General features: G+C 45.0%; 15 protein-coding genes. 5 read left to right on the forward strand and 10 right to left on the reverse strand.

Annotated elements, in window-relative coordinates:
- The first annotated feature begins 5 nt into the window (after positions 1 to 5).
- Both ACX9NY_RS08085 and ACX9NY_RS08090 read left to right on the forward strand, forming a co-directional pair.
- Positions 6 to 887: an alpha/beta hydrolase gene (locus tag ACX9NY_RS08085; RefSeq protein WP_339233634.1), complete on the forward strand. Its 882-nt coding sequence runs from the start codon at positions 6 to 8 to the stop codon at positions 885 to 887.
- A 129-nt stretch (positions 888 to 1,016) separates the two neighbouring features.
- On the forward strand, positions 1,017 to 1,409 hold the full coding sequence (locus ACX9NY_RS08090; protein ID WP_339233633.1) for a collagen-like protein: 393 nt from the start codon (positions 1,017 to 1,019) through the stop codon (positions 1,407 to 1,409).
- Positions 1,410 to 1,476: 67 nt separating this feature from the next.
- Here the strand turns inward: ACX9NY_RS08090 and ACX9NY_RS08095 are convergent, their stop codons facing one another.
- Positions 1,477 to 3,216 carry an ATP-binding cassette domain-containing protein gene (locus tag ACX9NY_RS08095; protein WP_339261440.1) on the reverse strand — a complete coding sequence of 580 codons (1,740 nt, stop codon included), beginning with the start codon at positions 3,214 to 3,216 and terminating at the stop codon, positions 1,477 to 1,479.
- A 321-nt stretch (positions 3,217 to 3,537) separates the two neighbouring features.
- Between ACX9NY_RS08095 and ACX9NY_RS08100 the strand changes: the two genes are divergently transcribed.
- From ACX9NY_RS08100 to ACX9NY_RS08110, 3 genes are all read left to right on the forward strand, one after another.
- On the forward strand, positions 3,538 to 5,307 hold the full coding sequence (locus ACX9NY_RS08100) for a methyl-accepting chemotaxis protein (protein WP_339255323.1): 1,770 nt from the start codon (positions 3,538 to 3,540) through the stop codon (positions 5,305 to 5,307).
- 140 nt (positions 5,308 to 5,447) lie between these two features.
- On the forward strand, positions 5,448 to 5,699 hold the full coding sequence (locus ACX9NY_RS08105) for a (4Fe-4S)-binding protein (protein ID WP_339255322.1): 252 nt from the start codon (positions 5,448 to 5,450) through the stop codon (positions 5,697 to 5,699).
- Positions 5,692 to 5,973, forward strand: coding sequence for a GNAT family N-acetyltransferase (locus tag ACX9NY_RS08110; RefSeq protein ID WP_339255320.1), 282 nt, complete (start codon positions 5,692 to 5,694; stop codon positions 5,971 to 5,973). The genes ACX9NY_RS08105 and ACX9NY_RS08110 overlap by 8 nt, the downstream gene beginning before the upstream one ends.
- A gap of 142 nt (positions 5,974 to 6,115) precedes the next feature.
- Here the strand turns inward: ACX9NY_RS08110 and ACX9NY_RS08115 are convergent, their stop codons facing one another.
- The 9 genes from ACX9NY_RS08115 to ACX9NY_RS08155 all read right to left on the reverse strand — a co-directional run bounded on the left by ACX9NY_RS08115 (position 6,116) and on the right by ACX9NY_RS08155 (position 23,700).
- Positions 6,116 to 7,783, reverse strand: coding sequence for a glycoside hydrolase family 13 protein (locus tag ACX9NY_RS08115; protein ID WP_472478012.1), 1,668 nt, complete (start codon positions 7,781 to 7,783; stop codon positions 6,116 to 6,118).
- Between the two features lie 59 nt (positions 7,784 to 7,842).
- Positions 7,843 to 9,471, reverse strand: a complete 1,629-nt coding sequence (locus ACX9NY_RS08120; RefSeq protein WP_472478014.1) for a glycoside hydrolase family 13 protein — start codon at positions 9,469 to 9,471, stop codon at positions 7,843 to 7,845.
- 21 nt (positions 9,472 to 9,492) lie between these two features.
- The gene (locus tag ACX9NY_RS08125; RefSeq protein ID WP_472478016.1) at positions 9,493 to 10,386 is read right to left on the reverse strand and encodes a carbohydrate ABC transporter permease; all 894 of its coding nucleotides are present in this window, start codon (positions 10,384 to 10,386) and stop codon (positions 9,493 to 9,495) included.
- Positions 10,387 to 10,399: 13 nt separating this feature from the next.
- Positions 10,400 to 11,314, reverse strand: coding sequence for an ABC transporter permease (locus ACX9NY_RS08130; protein ID WP_339233618.1), 915 nt, complete (start codon positions 11,312 to 11,314; stop codon positions 10,400 to 10,402).
- 61 nt (positions 11,315 to 11,375) lie between these two features.
- The gene (locus tag ACX9NY_RS08135) at positions 11,376 to 13,112 is read right to left on the reverse strand and encodes an extracellular solute-binding protein (protein WP_339233616.1); all 1,737 of its coding nucleotides are present in this window, start codon (positions 13,110 to 13,112) and stop codon (positions 11,376 to 11,378) included.
- 252 nt (positions 13,113 to 13,364) lie between these two features.
- Positions 13,365 to 14,771, reverse strand: coding sequence for a response regulator (locus ACX9NY_RS08140; protein WP_342569944.1), 1,407 nt, complete (start codon positions 14,769 to 14,771; stop codon positions 13,365 to 13,367).
- Positions 14,768 to 16,480, reverse strand: a complete 1,713-nt coding sequence (locus ACX9NY_RS08145; protein WP_339233611.1) for a sensor histidine kinase — start codon at positions 16,478 to 16,480, stop codon at positions 14,768 to 14,770. The genes ACX9NY_RS08140 and ACX9NY_RS08145 overlap by 4 nt, the downstream gene beginning before the upstream one ends.
- A 179-nt stretch (positions 16,481 to 16,659) precedes the next feature.
- A complete protein-coding gene (locus tag ACX9NY_RS08150; protein WP_472478019.1) occupies positions 16,660 to 17,157 on the reverse strand; it encodes an SMI1/KNR4 family protein in 498 nt (165 codons plus the stop codon).
- A 156-nt stretch (positions 17,158 to 17,313) separates the two neighbouring features.
- The gene (locus tag ACX9NY_RS08155; RefSeq protein ID WP_472478021.1) at positions 17,314 to 23,700 is read right to left on the reverse strand and encodes a rhamnogalacturonan lyase family protein; all 6,387 of its coding nucleotides are present in this window, start codon (positions 23,698 to 23,700) and stop codon (positions 17,314 to 17,316) included.
- Positions 23,701 to 23,728: the final 28 nt, after the last annotated feature.

The raw sequence follows: 23,728 nt of genomic DNA on the forward strand, positions 1-23,728 counted from the left end.
ATAGTATGCGTAGTATTCGAAGTTTTCTTGTAGAATTGTTGCTCAAAATGACGAAAAGAAAAATGAATGTACATGAATTTATGGAAGAACGTAGAAAGAGTAATAGCGTCCCCTATGAAGTCCCTGTGAAGCTTAAACACAAATACAATATTACCAAGGATCAGAGCCTCCCCGTAGATACTTATATTATGAAATCCAACACTCAATCTGATGAACGGGTTGTTCTATATTTGCCTGGCGGAGGATACGTTGAGCAGCCACTGACATGGCACTGGCATTTCCTGAATCAATTGACGGAGCAATTAAATTGTACGGTGTATGCATCAGTGTATCCAAAAGCGCCAAACTATCAGTGTAGGGATGCAATTGCATGTGTGTTGAACATCTATCAGCATATCTTGAAAATAACCAAACCGCAAAATATCACCATCATGGGTGATTCTGCGGGCGGTGGCCTTACGCTGGCCTTTGCGCAATATTTGGCAGAACAAGGATTACCTCAGCCCAAGGATATCATTCTGTTATCCCCATGGCTTGACATTACATTGAGCAGTCCCGAGGTCATTGCAATGATTGATGATGAGCCCATGCTAAACTGGGACATGCTTGTTGAAGCTGGTAAATTATATGCAGGTGAACTGCCACTCTCTCACTACCTGGTCAGCCCGCTTCATGGCGAGATCAAAGATCTGGGTAAAATCTCCCTGTTTATCGGGACCCATGAATTATTCCTTCCGGATGCACGTAAATTTAAAGAAAAAGCGGCCCGGCAATCTGTAGATATCAATTATATCGAGTATCCAAAAATGAATCACGTATTCCCGGTATTCCCCATCCCTGAAGCCAAAAAGGCGCTAAAACAAATTATAGATATTATTAAAAGTTAGAACTGCTGGAATAGCATTTCGGCTGTGATCGTTTCATTATAATTAGCGGCCTTCTATAGGCTCCCACCCATTCCCCTGCTCAATGGCCTACATACAATACATTAGACTAATGAACAGGAGTGATGTGATATGACATTTTTACCTCCTTTTGGACCTGGCGGAGGGTTTGGTGGACCTGGGTTTCCCGGAGGACCTGGGGGACCAGGAGGACCCGGTGGAATGCCTGGTCCGCCATCGTTCCCCGGTGGTGGAGGCGGTGGACCACAAGGCGTGCAAGCACCTACCGGGCCGCCACCATCATTCATTCCACAGCAACCCGCATCGTTATTTGCAGTTGATCCAAGAGCCATATCTGGCTGTCTGTTTCGTTACACATATATTTGGCCGGATCGTGGTCCCGGCTTCTGGATGTACCCGGTATTTGTAGGTAGAAATTCGGTGGCTGGGTTCCGCTGGAATGGCTTCTTCTGGTTATACACCGGCATTGATCTGCAGCGAATTAGCTCGTTTAGCTGTTTCTAGAAGAAATCCCCCTGTATACGGATTAATCCGCATACAGGGGGATTTAATTTATGAACTAATTAGCTGTCTAAAGCAACTTAATCAGCTTTTCCAGCTCATCTACCAGACTTTTTGCAAGTTCAAAATTAGTATCTTTCAGAGCCATTTCGATTTTCAGTTCAACAGACTTTTTCTTTTGTTCCGTTTCAAGATAGTCTTCATTAAAATGACTCGTATATATCATCTCTCTAAATTCTTGAATACTCATTTTAGTAATCGTCTTGTCCTCGATAATCAAAACATAATCCATACCATTTACAACCGAATAGAAATCGTGAGAAATCATTAGAATCGCACCTTTGTAGTCCTCAATAGCTTTCTCCAATGCGATTTGGCTATAGATGTCCAAATGGCTTGTCGGTTCGTCAAGAAGCAATACGCTCGCTTGACTGGCAGCAACTTTAGCCAATTGGAGCATGTTTTTTTCTCCACCAGATAAAGACTCTATCTTCTGATCAAGGATTTCTCCTTCGATGCCATAGTGCACAAGATGCGATCTAATCTCATCATACGTTTGAAAACCGGCATCAATAAAGTCATTTAGTATGGTATTCGAATCCTTAAGCATTTCACCTTGAAACTGAGATAAATAAGCCACTGTAGCATCAGCATTTATTTCAATGGAATCCTGATTGTTTTGGAAGATTTCACGGAGTAAGGTCGTTTTTCCGGTACCGTTTGGACCGATCAGGGCTACTTTATCTGTCGATTTGATCTCAAAGTTCACATGGTCCAAAAGCAACTCGTCAAAGGAAACGCTATAGTTATTGACGTTAACCACAACGGTGTCTTCTATTTCCTTTTCGATGCCAAAACGGATATTCGGCTGCTTGATATCGACAAAGGGCTCTTTAATTCGACGTGCTTCCAAGCGCTCTTGAAACCTGACTCTGGCTTTTAACGCTCTGCCTCTCGAGGCTTCCGAATTATAAGTGGCGATCTCTCTAAGATTGTCAATGATGTGATCGTATCTCTCAATTTCTTCAGCTTCAGCAACTGCAATTTCTTGTAACTCGATCTTCGTCTGAAGCAGCGAGAAGTTATAGTCGATGTATCGCCCATCAAACTCTTGGATCTCCGTGTTTTCAAGGTGTATTATTTTATTGAAACAATGATTTAATAGATAGCGATTGTGCGTAACAACGAGCAGCATACCTTTGTGGGTATTAATCAATTTTTTAAGTGCGTTCAGGTTTTCAAAGTCTAAAAATACATCGGGTTCGTCCATGATCATTAAGTCTGGACGATTCAGCATTTCCTTCATTACTTGAATAAGTTTGAATTCCCCGCCGCTTAATTCGGATACATCAAGATCTTTTAGCTTCATGAGGTTAGCCAGATTTAGCTGTTTATTAATGGTGTTTTCGAAATTATCCCCGTCCATGGCTTGGAAGGCATCCAAAGCCAATTGAACTTTATCCATCAGCGAATCCATATCCGATGTAGTTGCCATTTCCGCATAAAGGGCTGTGATTTCATCTTGTATCTTGATGAATTCTTCTCCGATATATTCAAAAACAGTCATTTCTTTCGTGTTATCGACTTGCGAGAACTGACTCACATACCCGATTTTGCAATCGGGGTCTATCTCTAACTTGCCATCGAACAAATATCTTTCCGGATCCATCAATATATCGATCAGTGTACTTTTCCCACTGCCACTTGTTCCTATGAAAGCACAATGTTGTGCCTCTTCAAGCGTAAATGAAATGTCTTGATATAGTTCCTTTTGCGGGAACGAGAAGGATAGGTTATCAACTTTTATCATCATGTTACCTTTCTTTATACCTAAATTGGTGATCATCATTAAATAATTTGTCGAACACAGACTTTTAGAGTAACACTGTTTACCACCAAGCACAATCCATTTGTAGCCCTTCCTCTCACTCCCAGATTCGAATACTTTCTATATGTTCACCTCAATTGAATAAAACTTAACATGAATATGGCTCCCGTTTTCTCACCTGTAACCTATATGTATATACAAATTTAGATTTAGTCTTCATTTCCCTCTTCAATGTTACGATAAATAGTATGGGGTTATACAAATAAACCATATTGCTTTATTACATCCAAGGGGGAGCAGAACGTGAGACAGACTCGCAAAAAAAAGATGGATTTAAGGTTCAAGCTGTATTTAATCATTCTGGTTCCACTACTGACCATGGGCGGTCTAATCATGTGGACCACGATCGATTCCAGTAAAAATGCGTCACTAATGACCATGCAGCATAACAATCAACAGTTGGCAGTGAATACTGCCTCTCAACTAGGCAAGGAATCTGAATTACTCAAGACATTATCCTCTACTGCTTCAGAGGAGAGCAGCGAATACAAAAGTCTTAGAGACGAACTTGTTAAAGTTAGGCTTCAATCGGGAGCCTTATATGTTTATATGTATGAAAAAACGTCGGACGGATGGATCTACACTGTGGATGGAGCGGATTGGGACGATACGGAATATAGCCCATACGGGACTGCCATGGAATTCAACCCCCAGATTCAGGAACGTTTAGTAAGCGGTGAAGTCGTGACAACAGGTATTGTAGACGATCCAACCTGGGGACAGCTACTGTCCTCTTTTACACCAATCAAGGATTCACAAGGTGCGATTATTGGCTATTTGGGCATCGATATATCTGCTGGAGCGGTGAATCAAGTCTCCTCGATCTCCGTGAATAATGCCTATCGAACCATTATACCGATTTTCGCGGTTGTATTGATTCTATCGCTGGTCATGATGTTATTGGTGGTAAGAGGTATCCTCAGACAAGTACGGGATATTAAGTCAAGTCTGGAACAGGTTGCGGATGGGAATCTCAAAGTAGTATCCACACATATGACCAACGATCAGCTCGGTGACATCAGTGATCTGATTAACGTCATGGTTGCCCAATTGACAAACATCCTGATGGGAATACAACAAGGTTCGAATACGCTGCAGCAGTCCTCGGCCAATATTGCGGAAACGGCTCAGACGAATCAGCGTCAGACTGAAGAACTCTCCAGAGCAATCGAGGAAATTGCTATAGGCTCCATGAAACAGGCAGAAGAAACCGAACATTCCGTCCAGCATTCGGAGAATCTCGGCAAAATTATGGATGAAGTAGGTTCTTACGTGCAACAGTTTACTCATACTTCAGAGCAGCTGTCTGCCGTACAAGTACAAGTTACACGTGAACATGAGGTTCTGCTTGAGAAAGGCCGGGAGAATGCCAAGCGAGTTGAGCATCAGCAGGAAATTTCCAGGTCCCTAACCACTCAATCGGAACTCGCATCCTCCATTAGTGGACAAATCCACAACATCCTGAAACAAACCCAGATCCTATCGCTAAATGCTTCAATCGAGGCAGCTCGTGCTGGTGAGGCAGGTAAAGGTTTTGCTGTCGTTGCTGGTGAAATGGGACTGCTTGCTCAACAGTCCGAACGTTCCATCCAGGAGATTGATGTGATTCTGAGTTCATTTGTCCAAGAAACCCACCGGATGGGCAGTCATTTTGAAGCGAACATGGTGGCGGTCAAGGAACAGGAAGCACAGATCGCGGATTGCCTTCAGGCGTTCCGACAGGTTAGCCAATTATCGACTGAAGTGCATGAGCTTGCTCAGCGTTTGGAAAACCGGACGATGGATATGCATTCCATTCGACAGGAGGTGGAACAGCACCTGAGCTATATCGCGTCTGCAACCGAGGAAACTTCAGCCATGGCTGAAGAAGTCACGGCCAGTGCTGTGGAGCAGCAGCGATCCGCGAGTGAACTGTCGGACATCTCCGGGCAGCTCGCTGGCCTTGCTGGCAACCTCAAATCCTATTCCGATCAATTTCAGATTGAGGTCACTAAATCAAATCCCCCAACGTAATAGGAGTTTTGTCACGTTGACTAATTAAGGATTCCTCATTTATAATTCGGACATCGAAAGTCAGGCAGAATACTGCTTGCCAGGTAAGACTGAACTATAGATATGTAAACAAAACTCAACCGTGAAAGATGTGAGTAATTATGAGTAAACAAAAGGTATACTACGGTAAGGATATCGAGGTCATGTTTAATTCGGATGTCTGCATTCATTCCGGTATTTGCGTAAAGGGCCTCCCTGCTGTGTTTGATTTGAGCAAGCGTCCTTGGGTTGATCCTGATGGTGAGACTTCGGAGGCCATTGCCCGTCATATCGACACATGTCCAAGCGGAGCATTGACGTACAAGCTTCTGAACGATGAAGACTCAACAAAGAAAGAGGATGAACATGCATAATGTAGAACATGAAGTTGCCAATAAGAGATTTCTTATTCATGATAACGGCGACATTGCTGCGGTAATGACGTATGTAATTTCAAGTCCAGAACTATACATTATTGATCACACATTGGTTGAAAATGCATACCGGGGACAAGGGCTTGGGGATGAACTTATCAAAGCTATGGTTGAATATGCGCGGGAAAATGGTATTAAGATTTTACCTTTATGCCCTTTTGCCAAGGGACGTTTCGAACGTATCTCCGAATATGCGGATGTTCTCCATCAATAAAACTAACTTTCTCCGCTGAATTTCATGTGGCTAACCAATGTAATGGTTAATTATTGGCGAATTCCGATACTCCCGCCACACAACAATTAAAAAGCGTCTATATCATTCAGAACATGATATAGACGCTTTTTACGTTTCCTGCTTATACGTTATCGCTTAAACCAACGATTGTTTCGAACGGTCGCAACACCAGTGGCAGCATGCCACTCTCATAGTTGGTAAGCCAGATCTCCGAGAAGTTGAGGCCAAGCTCATCTTCCTCAAGCTCCACGATATGTTCGGTTAGATTGATGACAACCAGCACCTGTTGGTCTGCCAGTGTACGTGTATATGCATATACACTCGGATGATCCGGCATAAGAAGTTCATAGATACCGTAAGTCAACGTATCGTGTTTTTTTCGCAGCTGAATCATTCGTTTATAAAAGTGAAGGATGGAACGTGGTTCCTGAAGTTGTTTCTCTACATTAATATTGACGTAGTTGTTATTCACTTTTAACCATGGCGTACCGGTAGTAAACCCGGCCTCTTTGGACGAAGACCACTGCATCGGCGTTCTGGAATTATCACGACTGGAAGCCCAGATGATGTTCATAATCTCTTCATGAGACATCCCCTCTTCACTTTTAATCTGATACATATTCCGATCGGCGATGTCGTTATAATCTTCTATGGAAGGGTAAGCCACGTTGGTCATGCCTATTTCTTGCCCTTGATATATGAAAGGTGTGCCTTGCATGAAGAAGTACATGGCACCAAGCGCAGTGGCACTTTCATACCAATACGCACTGTCATTTCCCCAAGATGAAACTTTGCGGGGCTGATCATGATTTTCAATAAACAATGCATTCCAACCGACGTTTTCCAGGGATTTCTGCCACTTGGTCAAGACGTTTTTCAATTTGGGGATATCCAGTTCTCTGTCCGTACTGTTTTTCCAAAGGTCTAGATGTTCGAATTGGAAAACCATATTAAATTTCCCTCTGACTTCACAGATCCAATCCAGCAGATCTTCCTGGTCCTCTACCTTTACTCCGTTCGCTTCCCCAACAGCCACGACGTCATATCTGGACAATGTATTCTCTTTCATTTCTTGCAGATAACTCTGGATTCCCTTCACATTCATATGTTTTTCAAAAGAAGAGATGTATTTGAAGCCTTCTTTAACAGGCATGTCCAAGAGGCCCTCTTCCTTGTGAATATGGCTAATGGCATCCACACGGAACCCATCAATCCCTTTATCCAGCCACCAATTCATCATTTCATATATGGATTTACGAACATCTTTATTAGCCCAATTCAAATCCGGTTGTTTTTTGGAGAACAGATGGAGATAGTACTGTCCGGAGACTTCATCATATTCCCAGGCAGAACCGCCAAAGATGCTCTCCCAGTTATTCGGTTCCTCTCCGTTCTTCCCATCTCTCCAGATGTACCAGTCTCGTTTGGGGTTATCCAGCGAAGCTCTGGATTCAATAAACCACGGGTGTTCGTCACTTGTATGATTAATCACCAAGTCCATAATAAGTTTCATGCCACGGTGATGCACTTCATGCAGTAATTGGTCAAAGTCTGCCATCGTGCCGAATTCATCCATAATGGAACAATAATCACTGATATCATAACCATTATCATCGTTGGGTGACTTATACATTGGGCAGATCCAGATCAGATCAATACCGAGATCTTGGATATAATCCAGCTTGGATATGATCCCCTGAATATCACCAACACCATCTCCGTTGGAATCCATAAAACTTCTTGGATAGATTTGATAGGCTACTGCTTCTTTCCACCATACTCTTTTCATTGAATATAATCCTTCTTTCTTGAGAACTGACAATTATATAACATATTACGTAGTATGCTTTAATTATGAATAAGGTACATTCTTGCTTCATATGGGCGTAATATGCTCTCGGAGAGCTCACCTGTATAATTGGATATCAAAAGCTGATTGGACTTTGTTAAATGCTCCTGAAGAGAAAGTTCGGTTGTATCGCCCTCGAAATTGCACACCACCAGAATCGTAGTACCATTCAACGTGCGGGTATAGGCAAACACTTCTGGGTTCTCTGGAAAGATCAGCTCATAATCACCATATACAATGACTTCATGATCTTTTCTAAGTTGAATTAACTTCCGGTAATAATGGAATACGGATTCAGGGTTATTCAAACTTTGCTCGGCATGGATATGCTTATAATTCGGATTTACCTTAATCCAAGGTTCCCCTTGTGTAAAACCTGCGTTATCAGAAGTATCCCACTGCATAGGTGTTCGTGCGTTATCGCGGCCCTTGGCGTAGATCGACTCCATCACGCTGCTTTCAGGATAACCTCTCCCCATTCTTTCCTTATAAAAGTTCAGCAATTCAATATCTCGATAATCCTCAATCGCAAATTGTACATTCGTCATACCCAATTCTTCACCCTGATAAATATAAGGCGTGCCTTGCATGCCATGAAGAAGGGTAGCCAACATTTTAGCCGATTCGATCCTGAATTTACCATCGTTCCCCCAACGAGAGACAATTCGGGGCAGATCGTGGTTGTTCCAGAACAAACTGTTCCAGGCTTCGCCCCCTAGCTCCGTCTGCCATTTGGACAGCACTTTTTTCAATTCCAGCACATCCAAAGGTTTAAGAGCCCACTTTCCTTTGCCTTCTTGTTCATCCAAGCTGATGTGTTCAAATTGGAAGACCATAGAAAACTCGCTGCCGTCCGGGTTGCTGTACAGTTTGGCGATTTCCGGAGTGGCGCCCCATGTCTCGCCTACGGTCAGAAGGTCTTCCGCGTTTTGGAACGTCTCCTTGCTTAGTTCCCTGATATATTTATGCAAATTTGGTCCGTTGCCCGTAATCTTTGCATCCGGTTCTTTGCCAATTAAGTCGATAACGTCAAGTCGGAAACCCCCAACACCCTTGTCGATCCACCAATTGATCATGTTGTATATCTCCTGCCGGACTTTCGGGTTTTCCCAGTTGAGATCTGGCTGTTTGACGGAAAATAGATGTAAATAATATTGCCCGATCTCAGGCACCCATTCCCAAGCTGAACCACCGAAGGTTGACCCCAAGTCGTTCGGAGGTGTTCCTTCAACACCATCTCTCCAGACGTAGTAGTCATGGTATGGATTGTCTTTGCCTTTTTTAGCTTCTTGAAACCATGGGTGTTCGTCCGATGTATGGTTCAACACCAGATCCATGATGATCCGAATATCTCGTTTCTTCGCCTCAAGAATTAACGTTTCCATATCTTCCAAAGACCCAAACATCGGATCGATATCCTGATAATCTGAAATATCATAACCGTAATCATCCTGAGGGGACTTGCACACAGGTGATAACCAGATCGCACCAATGCCGAGTTCTTGCAAATAATCCAATCGGGATACAATGCCCTTCAAGTCGCCGATGCCATCTCCGTTACTATCTTGAAAGCTCCGTGGATATATTTGATACACAACGGTTTCTTTCCACCATTTTTTATTTTCCATGTTCATTAAACCTCCTTAACGTTATTCTTTGACCGATCCGACGACAATGCCAGTTACAAAGTATTTTTGCAGTAACGGATAAATCAGCAACAGCGGGATAACAGCGACCACGATTTTGGCTGCGTTCAGGTTTTTGTTCGAAATCTCAGTCAGGTTGCTGAGCTCGCTGGAATTCGTACCGGCTTGAAGCAAATCGGCAATATTCACGTTAAGGGATTGAATATAGGTCATTAGCGGATAATTGCTGACTTTCGTCATATAGATCAGACCGCTGAAGAAGTCATTCCACGTCCCCACAATACTGAACAAGGCAACTGTTGCCAGCGCTGGAATGGACACAGGAACATACACTTTGAACAAGACTTGCAGCGGATTGGCCCCATCGATGAATGCTGCTTCTTCAAGCGCTTTAGGTACAGCAGAGAAGAAGTTCATCACGAGGATGACACTGAAAATCGGAACAGCACCTGGCAGGACGAGTGCCCAGATCGTATTCAGCATATCCAGGTTTTTGATCAGCAGGTAAGTCGGAATCATACCTCCACTGAACAACATGGCAAAAATCATGATATTCATATATATGTTTCTGCCTTTGAATTCCCTCTTCGATTTGGATAACGGATAAGCCATCAAAATAATCAGAATCATATTAAGCACAAGGGCAAGTGCGACACGTAGAACAGATATGCCAAAGGAACGCCAAAACTGCGCATCATCGATAATTTTGGTATACGCGGCTGTTGTAAAATTGACCGGAACGAGACCTACTGCATTGGCAGATACCGCCTCGCTGCTGCTGAATGATATGGCAACGATATTCCATAACGGAAGAAGGCAGATCAATGCCAGCATAATCACAATGGCATAGATGACAAACCGGCCAATTCGATCTTTGAAGTTTGCAGAATAGGACACAGGTTTGGCCTCCTTAGAATATTTTTCGATCCGTATATTTTTTGGCCAACTGGTTGGCAGACATCAGCAAAACAATACCGATTACGGACTTAAACAAGCCAACAGCCGTACCGAAGCTATACTGTCGCCCAACGAGACCAATTCGATAGACATAGGTGTCCAGAATATCGCCCGACTCATAGACAACCGGATTATACAGATTATAAACTTGATCGAAACCGGCGCTCAAAATGTTGGTCAGGCTCATTACGCCCATGAGCAGAATAATAGGCAGCATGCCTGGTAAGGTGATATGCCATACTTTTCTCCACCAACTGGCTCCATCCATACCTGCCGCTTCATACAGACCGGGATCAATCGACGTGATCGCAGCCAAATAGACGATGGAACTGTAACCAAACTCTTTCCATACATCTGTACCGATAATCAGTGGCTGGAACCAGGTGTTGCTGCCAAGAAAATTAATATTTTCCAGGCCAAAGAACGCGAGCATTTGATTCACAATGCCATCCAAACTGAACATGTTGACAACGACCGATGCCAGTACAACCCAGGATAGAAAGTGCGGTAGATAAACGATCGTCTGCACCGATTTTTTAACGTATTTGACACGAATTTCATTTAACAACACGGAAAAAATGATGGCCATCATCGTTCCAAGCAAAATCTTGCCAATCGCTATCACCAACGTATTGCTGACGACTTGCGCGATATCCGGCAGCTTGAACATATAAGTAAAATGTTTCAGCCCTACAAATTCAGAGCCAAACATGCCTTTGGCCGGTATATAGTCCTGAAAAGCCGTAATGATGCCGACCATTGGAACATAGCTGAATACCAGCAAAAACAAAATGCCTGGCAGCATCATCATATGGTACATGGCACCTGGGCCAAGCCGGCCTCTCGCTTTCATATTTCCCTGTTTCATGAATGAACCCCTTTCGTTGAAGAAAGGCTGCGTATCGCAGCCCCGCTACTGTTCATAGATGTTATTGTTTGGATGCGATCTCGTCCTCAATTTCCTGAATGACTTGATCACCGCCTTGTTTTTTCCAGTTATTCACGAATGTATCGAAGTAATCCAAAGGTTCTGAACCCGTTATAATTTTGATAAACGATTCCTGTTCGAGCTTCGTCAGATTGGCCCACGTCTGTTTCATGCTTGCTGTGGTTCCAGAGAAAGCAGGTGTCATCCATTCGAATTTCTTTTCCTGTGTCAGTTTGTCGATTAGTCCAACACCGTTGATCCGTGAATGATATTTGGACCAAGCAGTCACATCATCCGTATCCATGTCGCTCAAATAAGTTTTGATGCTGCCGATATTGTTTTTCGATTCGGTTGTTCGAACCTCATCCAAACCAATCTCACCTTTGATCCCACGAACAACGTCAGAGTAATCATCCAGCAGCGATGTAGCCGAGTTGACTTCGATATTAAAAGGTCTCGTAGATCCGTCTACCCCGGTCTCCTGGTACTTGGCAGCTTCCGGCATGGTTGTAGCGGCATCTTTATCATTGGCCAGTTTATCGTAGAACAGGTTAAGAATCTTAACGGCCAGTTCAGGGTGTTCATATCCCTTTCTCACCACGATAAACTGATTGGATGGATTGGCATGCGCCACGTTAACTTTGCCACTTGCGTCCTCCAGCGTATAAGCCGAGAATTTCGCATTTTTATCCATCTGTTTGGCACTGATCAGTCCCCAGTCAGGGATATGCCACGGTCCAAAAGCAATACCGCTTTGGCCATTGGCGTAGAGTGCGGTAATATCGTCAAACGTGCGGGTTCCAAATTGCGGGTCAATGATCCCATTCTTGAACCAATCCGCCATGATACCGAGCATCTTCTTCGTTGCTTCTGTCGTGGAACCATACACGATTTTGCCGTCTTCACCATTCATCCAATATTGCGGGAAGGCTCCTTCGGTTGAGGCCACACCCAGCATCGTATATGCAGAGCCATTGTAATCTGTTGTATTCATCGTGTTCACAAAGGGGATACCTACCGGGTTTCCGGATTGGCCAGGGTCTCTTTCCAGGAATTCCTGTGCCGTTTTCTCTACTTCATCGAGCGAGATGGCACCGTCTCCGTCTGCATCAAGTTGAATCCCGAGCAGATCCAACCAATCCTGACGAACCCAAACCATCGTGGGTGCAGAATCCAGAGAAGTCGCCGGAAGTCCCATTAAACGTCCGTCAATCGTCGCATTTTCTAATGCACGGCCATCATAGGAATCGTATATCTGCTTGATATTATCCGTAGCATATTGATCATATATGGTTGTCAGATCCTCAATCAGATCATTATCCACCAGCTCTTTTAATTCATCTTTGGAATCAACACGCATCATGTCTGGCAATTCCCCGGATGCGATGGCGAGCGAAACCTGACGGCTATAATCTTCGCCATTGGCTTCAAATTGATCTGAAATCTGAGCGTTAAACGTGTCTTTGACCAGCCGAGTATACGCGTTATTCTCATAGGTATCACCACTCGGCAGTTTCGGATTGGCTGTGGTTACTCGTCCCATGGTGACGGTAATTTCGTCTTTATAGGCACTGAACGGATCTCCAGGCGTTACCTCATATTTGCCTGCTTCTTCTGCAGTAGGAGGAGTGGAAGAGTCTCCACATGCCGCCAGGGCAGCAACCATTAAGGCAGACATGGACAGCACGGCCAGACGTTTTGTCAACCGATTGCTTTTCATGGACCATTTTGTTCTCATCTAGTTCGATTCCCCTTTTTCTGATGTTTAATATTTGTGTTTGCGCTTTCATTATAAAATGGAGTGAAGCCCCATCGTGATAGGGATTACACGTCCGTTTGGATAGAGATATGATTACAATTTTTCAGTCCGCATTATGAAGTATGGTTAACTTGTGAGCATTTACCCTACTTACGGATCTACATTCGTCTAACCACCCTGACTTTTAATCAAAAACAAAAGCCGGCAGCTCCTAAAACAGGAGGCTGTCGGCTATTTATTTCCTCTACCCAGCTGCCGATATTCGCTCGGCAGCAGACCTGTCAGTTCGCGGAAAATGCGGCTGAAATACTTTTCATCCGTATACCCCACTCGCTCCGCAATCCAGAAAATCGTATTATTTGTATTGAGCAAATACTCTTTGGACTTCTCTACCCGGATATATCGGGAGTACTCATTAAAGGTTCTACCCATCAGATCTTTGAAACATTGACTGAAATAACTTCGGCTGATGTTGAGTTGTTGCGACAGACCTGAAGCTGTATAGGCGTGTTCCATATCATTTTGTACGATCCTCACTGCTTTCTTAACGGCATCGATGATTTCCTGCGAATAGGAAGTCTGGGCATCTGCTTTTTGAATGCTTGCAGCTGTCTGCTTGATCCATGCTTCAACCTCGTACCAGGACTCAAAAGAATGAATCATGGCGATTCTTCCAAGCGTAGTTTGGGCAAAAAGGTGGTTCCATTCCATAACGATCGAGTACAGCAATCCCATCAACTGACCTTTATGTAATCGTAATGATATAAACTGGTCAATGAGTTGGTTGTAGTAACTGTCGCTGTGGGTCCATGGTGTCTGGAACCAACTTTGCTTAATTCGATCGATATCTTCATCCTGCGGTTCTTTTAAACTTGTGTTGTCCTCATTCATCGAAACGGTAATGACTTGGTTATTGGGGTTGTACGCATAGAAAAATGACGTATCTGTATAATTCATAATCCAGTTTTTGATCTGTGACCATGTGCGCTCTTGTACATCAGACAAAACCAACAACGTACTATGGGCATCTTGATGCAACAATTCTTTCAATTGATGAAAGAGTTGATCCTCTTCCGATGGACGAACAGCCCACATGCAGCTATTACGCTCAACCTCCCACCTAATCTCATCTTCATGTGCAGTTATCTCCATTGGCCACTTAGGCTCTGATTTGCGATCCTGTGAAACCAGTGCATACACATGTTGATAATGGACGTTGATTTCATTCTGCGAAGGCATCTTTCTGATCGTGTTCGTCAACCCGTTGATTCGGGTATGTATCCGTTGCAAAACATGCTCGAATTGTTCTTTCTCCAGCTGGACTTTGGCTATATAGTCAATGGCTCCGAGTCTAAGTGCTTCCTGGATATAATCGAAATCCTGATGCAGGGTTAACACAACGATATGAAGTTCCGGATAGAGCTGCCTCGCAGCTCGCATCAGTTCAATCCCTGACATAACGGGCATCGCAAGATCCGTCAGCATCAGATCGACCGGTTGGGTTTTCAGGAAATCCAGTGCTTTCGCCCCGTTACTTGCCTCTCCTACAACCTCCATGTTGAACTCGTTCCATGGCATCGCAGAGCTAATGCCTTTGCGTACCAACTTATCATCATCTACAATTAATACCTTAATCATGCCGAGATATCTTCTCCTTTAATAGGCAGTACGAGCAGGATGCTTGTCCCTGTCCCCAATTCACTCTCGATCACCAGTTGTGCTTGGTCCCCGTACTGTGCCTTCAACATGCGGTGAACGTAATTGAGCCCGATGCCCATCCCTACTTTTTGTTGTTCAGCTACACGATTGTTTAGCAGATTATGAATGGTTTCTTCGGTCATGCCTGCACCATTATCTTGTATCATAATGTTCAGCGTTGCAGTGCATGTAACTTCAATCTGAATAAAACCTTCGTCACTCAATCCATGATATAACGAATTTTCAACCAGCGGTTGCAGAATAAAGCGGGGCACAGGAATTTGAAGCACTTGTTCATCTGCAGTAATGCGGACGTCAAATTCAAAGTCATAGCGAATTTGCTGCAAAATCAGATATTGTCTTAACGCATCAATCTCCTCTTCCATCGTAGATACTTGCCCTAATTTGCCCAAATTGTAATAAAGCAGCTTGTTCAATGATTGCACCAGCTTGTCGATCTCCCCTTGACCATTCATGACGGCCAACCAGTGCACTGTATCCAGTGTATTCATCAGAAAGTGCGGGTTGATCTGATAGAGCAGTTTTTCCACTTCCAGGTCTGCACGAATCTTCTCTTTCTGCTGAACTTCCTTGAAGAGGTCACCAATCTGATGCTGCATATTCGAAAATTCACCGAGCAGAAAATCAAATTCGGGAATCTGAGTACGAGCTCGGCTCCCGGTCGTTTGAGGATTCTTGGACATCCCATCGATTTCCGAATGGAACAGCCCGAGTGGTTTGTATACCATCTTCCACAGGAGCCAAGCGAGAAACACGGTAAAGCCGAGGAAAAATAAAGCGACCAGCAAAATTTGAAGCAACCACTGGTTTTTCTCCTGTTGATATTGAGCCTGCGAAATGACCGATACGACACTCCATTTCTGTGAGGAATCCTCCTTGAACCAGTGATACCCTCGGGATATTCCGTCCTTCGCAGGATCGGCTGTTAAGCTGGAGAAATTCTCGCCGACCTTCATGGCCTCCGGTATCTCACTGTACACAATGTTTCCTGTACCATCCAGGATGAGGTGAGATAATGCGCCGTTGTATTGATTGTAACCCAAGATATCCTGTGTAAGCCGAAAGCCGGACTCCACGTAAATGTACACATCGTCCCTCTTGGAGAGTTGTACTTTTCGCATAGCGGACAGAACGAGTTGGTCATCGAATCGGTTCATACTGATATGAGGGCCATAGTATTTAATGCCATAGGTTTGAAAGAGCACAGGTAAAGAGTCAAAAGACAAACGATCCTTGATTGGAAAGTTGCTAAACTGCGTTGTACCTTCTTTATCAAAGTAATATAGCGTCAGTCCGATGTTGGGATTGGTAAATGTGACCACACTTAACTCGCTCTTTAATTCGTCCCTGGCCTCAATCAATTGAAAGATATCAGAGGACGGATTCAAGAATTCATCCATGCTTTTGCCCAAAGTTCCCCTGTAGGACAATTGCTGGGTAACGTGATTCATATTGGTGATTGAATTGTCCAATGAGGACGTGACCTGCTGTAAATTGCTACGGATGCCATCATCAATTTTATTGGCGAAGATGGAGTCAATAGTATAATAAGAGATTGCAAATATGCTGATAAAAGGGATAAACGCACTGAGAAAGAACAGTAAAAATATTCTTTTTTTAAGAGTCATGGGAACCTATTCTCCTTCTGAAAATGAAACAGCAAGCTTCCTGTGTATGGAAGCTTGCTCCAAGTCCAATTTCCTTTCATCATTATAGATTGATATTCAAATATGTCAAACGCTTTCATAGTGGATGGTAAGATCTAAGAGATTAATAAATGAAGTTCTCTAAAAGGATCAAAATTTGCTCAATAAAGTGCTATCGATTTCGACATAATGAGTTCCATAAAATCATTCAGATGATTAGCCACTTTTTTAATTTCTTCAAATTCTGGTTCTTCTCCATATACGATGGCTCCTATTTCATTGGATAAGTCAATAGCATAGAAGGAATAAACACCGTTAACAGAAAGCATGATTGGTAGATAATGATTCCACCATGTCGTTATTTCTGATCTCCATTGATCGTCCTCGTTTGCTGCTTCCAAGCTGAGCAGTTCAAATTCATTCCATTGAAAATCAGCATCTGAGCTATTTTTGTATTCACTCTCACAAAGGAACCATGTCTTTTCATCAGGAGTAATGCATCGTTCCATAACACGTAAAAAATCTAAATATTCTTCAGGAATAACTTTGTATCTAGTTATGAAACTAACATCTAAATCTAAATGACAATTCGATTTCTGAGTTATGATCCAACCGTTTGACTCAGCCCAACTCATAAATTCATGGATTTTGCTGCTCAAAGTGCACCTTCTTCCCTCAAAATGGACTCTCTTTACAATTTTATCGCAAAATAAGTAGAAAGTGCTACTCCTCGAATGGATGAGGAATAGCACTTTTTTTATAAACCTAACCTACTTTATTTCATTGTGGATAATGGGATGCCTCAAACCTCTCAGTTACTCGCGCACCGTCACATTTAATTTGGCTGATCTGGTTTCCCCCGAAGGATTACGAAGCACAGCTTCATACTCATAGATTCCAGGTGCCCTTTCAGAGATTGCGGTAACCGCAGACTGTGCGCCAGGTGAGTGAGATTGCAGCGATTGTGTATCAATCTTTACACCATTTTCGTAAAGTTCGTATTCGGTTGCGTTTGTTCCCCACCATAGATTCATGGTGACATTAAAGTTGCCGTCACCGTCCCAGTTGTCATGCGACAGAACGGCTTGCCCCGGAGAAGCATCCGTGACAACAACTGTCAGCGGCGTACTCATGGTTGTACCCAGTGCATTGATTAATTCCCCCGTATAGATGTAGGTGCCATTTTTCTTACCAGTAATATCAACTTGCACAGATTGGGCAGATGGGGATTGATCCACCAGGGAAATTTCCTTAATCAATTCACCATTCTCATACAGCTTGAACTGATTGCCGTTATTTCCCCACCACAGATTCATTGTGACGGTATAGTCCCCGTCTTTGAGACCCGTGTCATAACCATTATTGTCAGACAAGACCGGAGTGCCAGGGGCCCCGTTTGCGAGTGGCGTTGCCTGATGGAGCCATTCCCCCCACTTGATTAGCACACTTGCCTGCTCATCTGTAAATACGGTTCCTCTAGCTGATTGGACGTCATTACCGTAGGATGCAAGCAATTGACGCGCTTTTGCTCCTTCACGATCGTTTGCTGCCTGTTTGGCCTGCTGTAACGTGTTTGTGAGCTGATCAGCAAGAACACCGGCATTCGGATCGATCGAATCAACTGCAAAGGCGTTGGTCAGATTGATCAGGCTGTCGAATGTAGCAATAACCGCAAAACGATATTCTACCGTCTGTTCCCACCCAGCCACATCGGAGACGGTTGCCGTAACCTGATTTAGGCCGGGTTCCAGTGTATACGCCGGAGTGTCGAGAAGCACACCCTTCGGTTCAGCCACACCGGATACCGTATCGGAAGCGGTATAGCCAATTTCCACGTGCTGATCAATGGTGTACTCGGTTTGACCATGAATTTCAATGGTTGGTGGTACGAGATCAATGGATATGGACAAAGACTGCTCACTCTCTTTGTTACCGTCAACATCGACGCTCCAGTAGGTGATCGTATGTGTACCTTCTTCAGGTAGGGTCAACTGTGTGCCACTCACCGTTTCGCCACCATTGATTTGATAATAGGTCCCTTCGATTTCGGAGTCTTCATCGGTTGCTGTAAAGGTCACTTGTACAGGAGAAGTATACCAGTCGTTCTGCGATTCCCCTTCCACAGTTGCCTTAGTATGCGGGGCTTCCTGTTCCGGTGATTCCCCTTCCAGTGTGACAAAATCAGATAAAGGGATATTTAAATCTTTGACAAGGCGTGCCACGAGTTCAGATACCTTGATTGCACCGTTCATCTGCAAATGTGTGTTGTCTTCGGTTGTACCTACCCACATGAATATCGATTTGGTTCCTTCAGTGCCAAGTTTCTGAAAATGCTCCCAACTGGCCTGATTGAGATCGATGAGGAGTGTCTCCGTTTCCTGCGCCGTTTCTTTCATCGCCTGTACGTATTCCGGGAAGCTTTTGTTCAGCACTTCTCCCGTAAAATCACGACGATTCACTGGCGTAACCAGAACCGGGATCGCCCCTCTTTGAAGAGCACCGTTAATGTATTCTTTCAGATATACCTTAAACTGCTCTGGCGTAAGATAACGCTCCGGACGTGAAGGTGTGGAATCGTTATGAGACCACTGCATGAACAGATAATCGCCTTCGTGAATGTCGAGCAGAATATCATTGAGATATCCGCCGACCAAGAAGGTCTTGCTGCTCAAACCGCCAACTGCCCGGTTATCAATGCTGACTTCATTTGCATCAAAATATCCACCCAACGTTTCGCCCCAACCTGCTTGTGGACGGTAGCTCTCCGCGTAATTGGCCACAGTTGAATCGCTCGCCAAATATATAACAGGTTTATCGCTTGCGCTGTGATCTGGCAGACGCTCCAGCTTCAGCGCATTGATCTTCGGTGCATTTCCGGTGAAGTTGAAGTTAAATACCCCATCAATCAGAGCAATATCGTACGTAATTTCTTTGAATTCGCCCTTGGCAACCGTTGTGAGCGGCAACTTGGTCATTTGCTCCACAACAACATTTGCGCTGGTTGATTCCTCTGCATCCCCGATGGTCATCGTTACCCGATAATTGGCCGGCTCCATTTCCGCCAGGAAGGAGGTGCCATTTACTCGTGTGAAATCCTCTTTGAGCGCATCCCCGGTCTCCCGGTTCTCATCTTCGGTCAGTGCAGTATCGGCAAAACCGTAACCGTTGCCTTCGATGTACGCTCTCTTGGCATCTACCTTGATGTATCCTTCGGCAGCACCGCCGGAACCAAAATCAAATCGGTATTCACTTATTTCTTCGCTCGGTTCACTTGTCAATGAATCCTTTGCCACAGTTAACATATTAAACGCATGGTCAACTTGAGCCTGAGTGGCTTCCGTATTAAATATCGCTTCCGCTGCTGTCAAAGCCCGGTTCACCACGGCCTTTGATGCATCTGTATAATCCGACAGATCCAGTGCTTTAATCTCATCGTACAGAGCGATTAATGCCGTCTGATCGCCACCATCCGAAGGAAGCTGCGTGCCTTCAATCCGCACGTTGTCGATCTGGGTAGTCCAGTTCAACGTGCCTCCACCGCCTTTTCTTGTTCCGAGGAATCGAATCGCTCTGACATTGTCGGCATATGCGATGGAACTCATAGGGATATCTTTAATTGTTTGTGTAACGGTCGGATTCGCCACATCTGTTAATGTGAGATCCAACGTTTTCTTCGCAAAATTAATGGTCGCATCCACAGTGACCCACTGGTTCTTGGAAATCTCAGTAGCCGTTCCCCCTTCGGGTATAGCTGTATCTCCTGTGCCGTAGTCCGGATTATATGCACCGATATAATAATGAATTTTGGTACTTCCGGTTTTGGTGTACAGTGTGAACAGGGCATTTTCGTTGGAATCCTGGACCGTGAGGTGACCTTCTGACGGATAGGCACTCACATTACCGGATTGCCAGTCAAAGTTTACCTTTACCTGATCGCCGTTTACGGCATCAAACAGACGGAACACCTTGGCCCGATTGCCTGATCCAGATCCTGTGACAGACAGTACCTTATTCCCGGACTGTTCAACCACCGTTCCCGCCATGGTTCCTGCAATACCCGTGGCATTGACCATCGCATACTGGTAGCCCGAAGGGTCGCCTTCAAAATCCTCCTCATAGAGCTGGGTTTCCGGCTCTGGTTCGGGTTCGGAAATATCAGGGTCAATGACCAGCGATGAGATACTCAGCCCCATGTCTTTGACCGCACCAGCAACGAGACCGGCAATTTTCTGTGCACCATAACTGCTAAAATGAGTATTATCGTTGATTCCATTCGGGTATTTTGGATATTCACCCGGATTAGCATATAGGAATACTTTTTCTGTAGCTGTATTACCAATTTTGTCGTAGTACGCAATACTTAACTTGCTAAGATCAATCAGCGGCACTTCAAGTTCCTCCGCCACTTCTTTCGCTGCCTGCACATATGCCGGGAAGCTGACATTGAATTCCTGAGTCACTGTATTGAAATCCCGGCGTCCCACCGGAGTGAGTAATACCGGGGTAGCGCCGCGCTGTTTGGCACCGTTTACATAACGAGCCAAGTAGATCTTATAGTCCTCCGGTGAGGCATACCGGTCAGGTATCCCTGCACTGGCGTCATTATGTCCAAAGGAAATGAAGAAGAAGTCCCCCGGCTTAATTCGCTGCAGGATCGTATCGAGACGACCGTCTACCATGAAGGATTTGCTGCTTCGACCACCGATCGCATCGTTCACGACGACTGCCCCATTGGAGAAATAACGTCCGAACTGCTGGCCCCATCCTTCTTGAGGAGCCTGCGCTTCACTGTAAGATTGCATGGTTGAATCACCAGCCATATAGATCGTTGTTGCCGCACCAGCCGTTTTCTCTGGGTATCTTTCGATGATGACATCCTGGATGTCTATGGCTGTACCGGTGAAGAGCAGATCAAGCTGTCCATCCACCAATGCAACATCATAGGAATACTCGAGCGGTGCTCCCGCTGTCACATTTGTTACGGCGAGCTTCTGAACGAATTCGGATTTGACCCCCACGTTGGAGTTATGCGCATCACTGCCCAATCGCAGCGTCACCTTATAGTTGGCATTTGGCAGGTCAACAGCGAATGTCGTACCTGTTACAACCGAAACCTCGTTTGTGCCTACGGTAACCCCGCTTGCATCCTTGAAGCCGTATCCCTTCTCTTGTGTATATAATGTGTCCTGTATAGCCGTACTTCCTGACGCTGTCTCTGTACCAAAATCAAAACGGTAAACCTGCTCCGGCATTTCTGCTTCGCGGGTCAGCGCCAGATCGGCTTTCGGGAATGCTGTAGCTTCTGCTCCGAGATAAAAGCCGGTGTGAGGCGGCTGATTGTAAGATACATTTTGCCATGCTACGCCAAGTCGATACACAGGGTCCTGCATCAGCGTAGGGATGCGATAATCCGAAGGAATGGTCGTTGTGTAGAGACGATATTCCGAGCTATCTTCGCTCCGCAGCAGAATTTCTTCACGCCAGTCGCCCAGAATGTCCGCCTGAAGCGCCGGATTACCTTTGGTATGATTGTTCGTTAACGTACCGGTTGCCCGGAAGATTTCATTCAGCTTTTTATTTTCGTAATCCCATTTGTAAATGAGTGGAATTCCTTTGGCGGTACTATTATCCCACTGATGGTCAAACAGCTCCCGCTGAAGATCTCCGTCCCACCAGATGGCGAAGTTGGCAGTTTTGGGCCCTTCGTCCACCGTGTAGATCGCATTTCCTGCAGCAGAATAGGTATTGGTTACAGGTACACTTTGCCCGTTGGTAACGGTCGTGGCCCATGATTCGTAGCCCGGATAGTTCGGATCGATGTCCGCCGACATCCCGCGACCGGTGTCAAAACCTGTTTTCTCACCCCAGAGGATTTCACCTGTGGAGGCATCGCGCATCTCCAGTCCGTACGCCGCATCTGAATGCTCGTGAACACTGACGACCTGATAGCCATCCCGATTCGGGTCAAGCTGACCGGCGTGCATGGCATCACCGTGTCCAAGTCCGGTGCTGTACATCAAGCTGCCGTCATCGTCTATAGCTAGGGCGCCAAACATAATCTCGTCTTTGCCGTCATGGTCAGCATCCAGTACACTCAGATTGTGGTTGCCCTGTGCTTGATATTGTGATCCTGCTTCGTTGGTGTCGAACGTCCAGCGTTTGACGAGTTCTCCACCAACATAATCATAAGCAACAAGCACAGTGCGGGTATAGTAACCCCGACTCATCACGACGCTTGGTTTCGTACCGTCCAGATAAGCAATGGCGCCAAGAAAACGGTCTACACGGTTGCCATAACCATCCCCCCAATCACTTACGTTGCCTCTTGGCGGATCATAATTCACCGTGGATACGGCTGCGCCAGTCTCACCGTCAAACAGCGTGAGATATTCCGGCCCTGACAGTATGTATCCGCCGTCATTGCGATAATCCTTCGTCCCGTCACCAATAACTGTGCCTTGGCCGTCCTTCGTGCCGTCCGCTGTCTTAACAACAACCTCGGCCTTTCCGTTGCCATCCAGGTCATACACCATTAACTGTGTGTAGTGCGCTCCGGCACGGATGTTTACGCCCAGGTCAATCCTCCACAGCTTCGTGCCATCCAGTTTGATGGCATCGATATAGACGTTGCCCGTATAACCGGCCTGCGAATTGTCCTTGGAGTTACTCGGACTCCATAAGAAGACGATTTCATATTCGCCATCCCCGTCCAAGTCAGCTACGGAAGCATCACCTGCATAATAGGAGTAGGTTCCACCGTCCTTGGTCCGTCCGTCGGCCGGTTTATCCAGCGGAATAGGCAGATAATCGTTATGCCAGACCGATACAACCTCCGGCTGCATCTGCTCCTTGCCTGAAACAACAGTGGATATCTGATATTGCGAGCTGTCGAAACCCGTGGTGTCGACATAGTTTGTCACGTCGCTTATGGGCGACGTATTCACTTTGGTTCCGTTTTTATATATATTGAAAGCGATATCATCTGGGTCGTTGTTTAAATACCTCCAGCTCAGAAAAACACCGTTGTCTACAAGAACCGCAACCAACCCCCGGTTCAGGTATTCTGCTTGGCGACCCGGCATGTTGTTTGAAGAAGACTCTGCACGCATCGGTGCTGGAGGAACAGCCAGAGAAATAACCATAAGGAGTGCTAAAAAAGATACAAACATCGATTTCTGGATGGAAACAGTTCTTCGGATCATTCGATTTACGCCTCCTTATCTAAAAATT

The sequence above is a fragment of the Paenibacillus sp. CB74 genome (genome assembly GCF_055687625.1).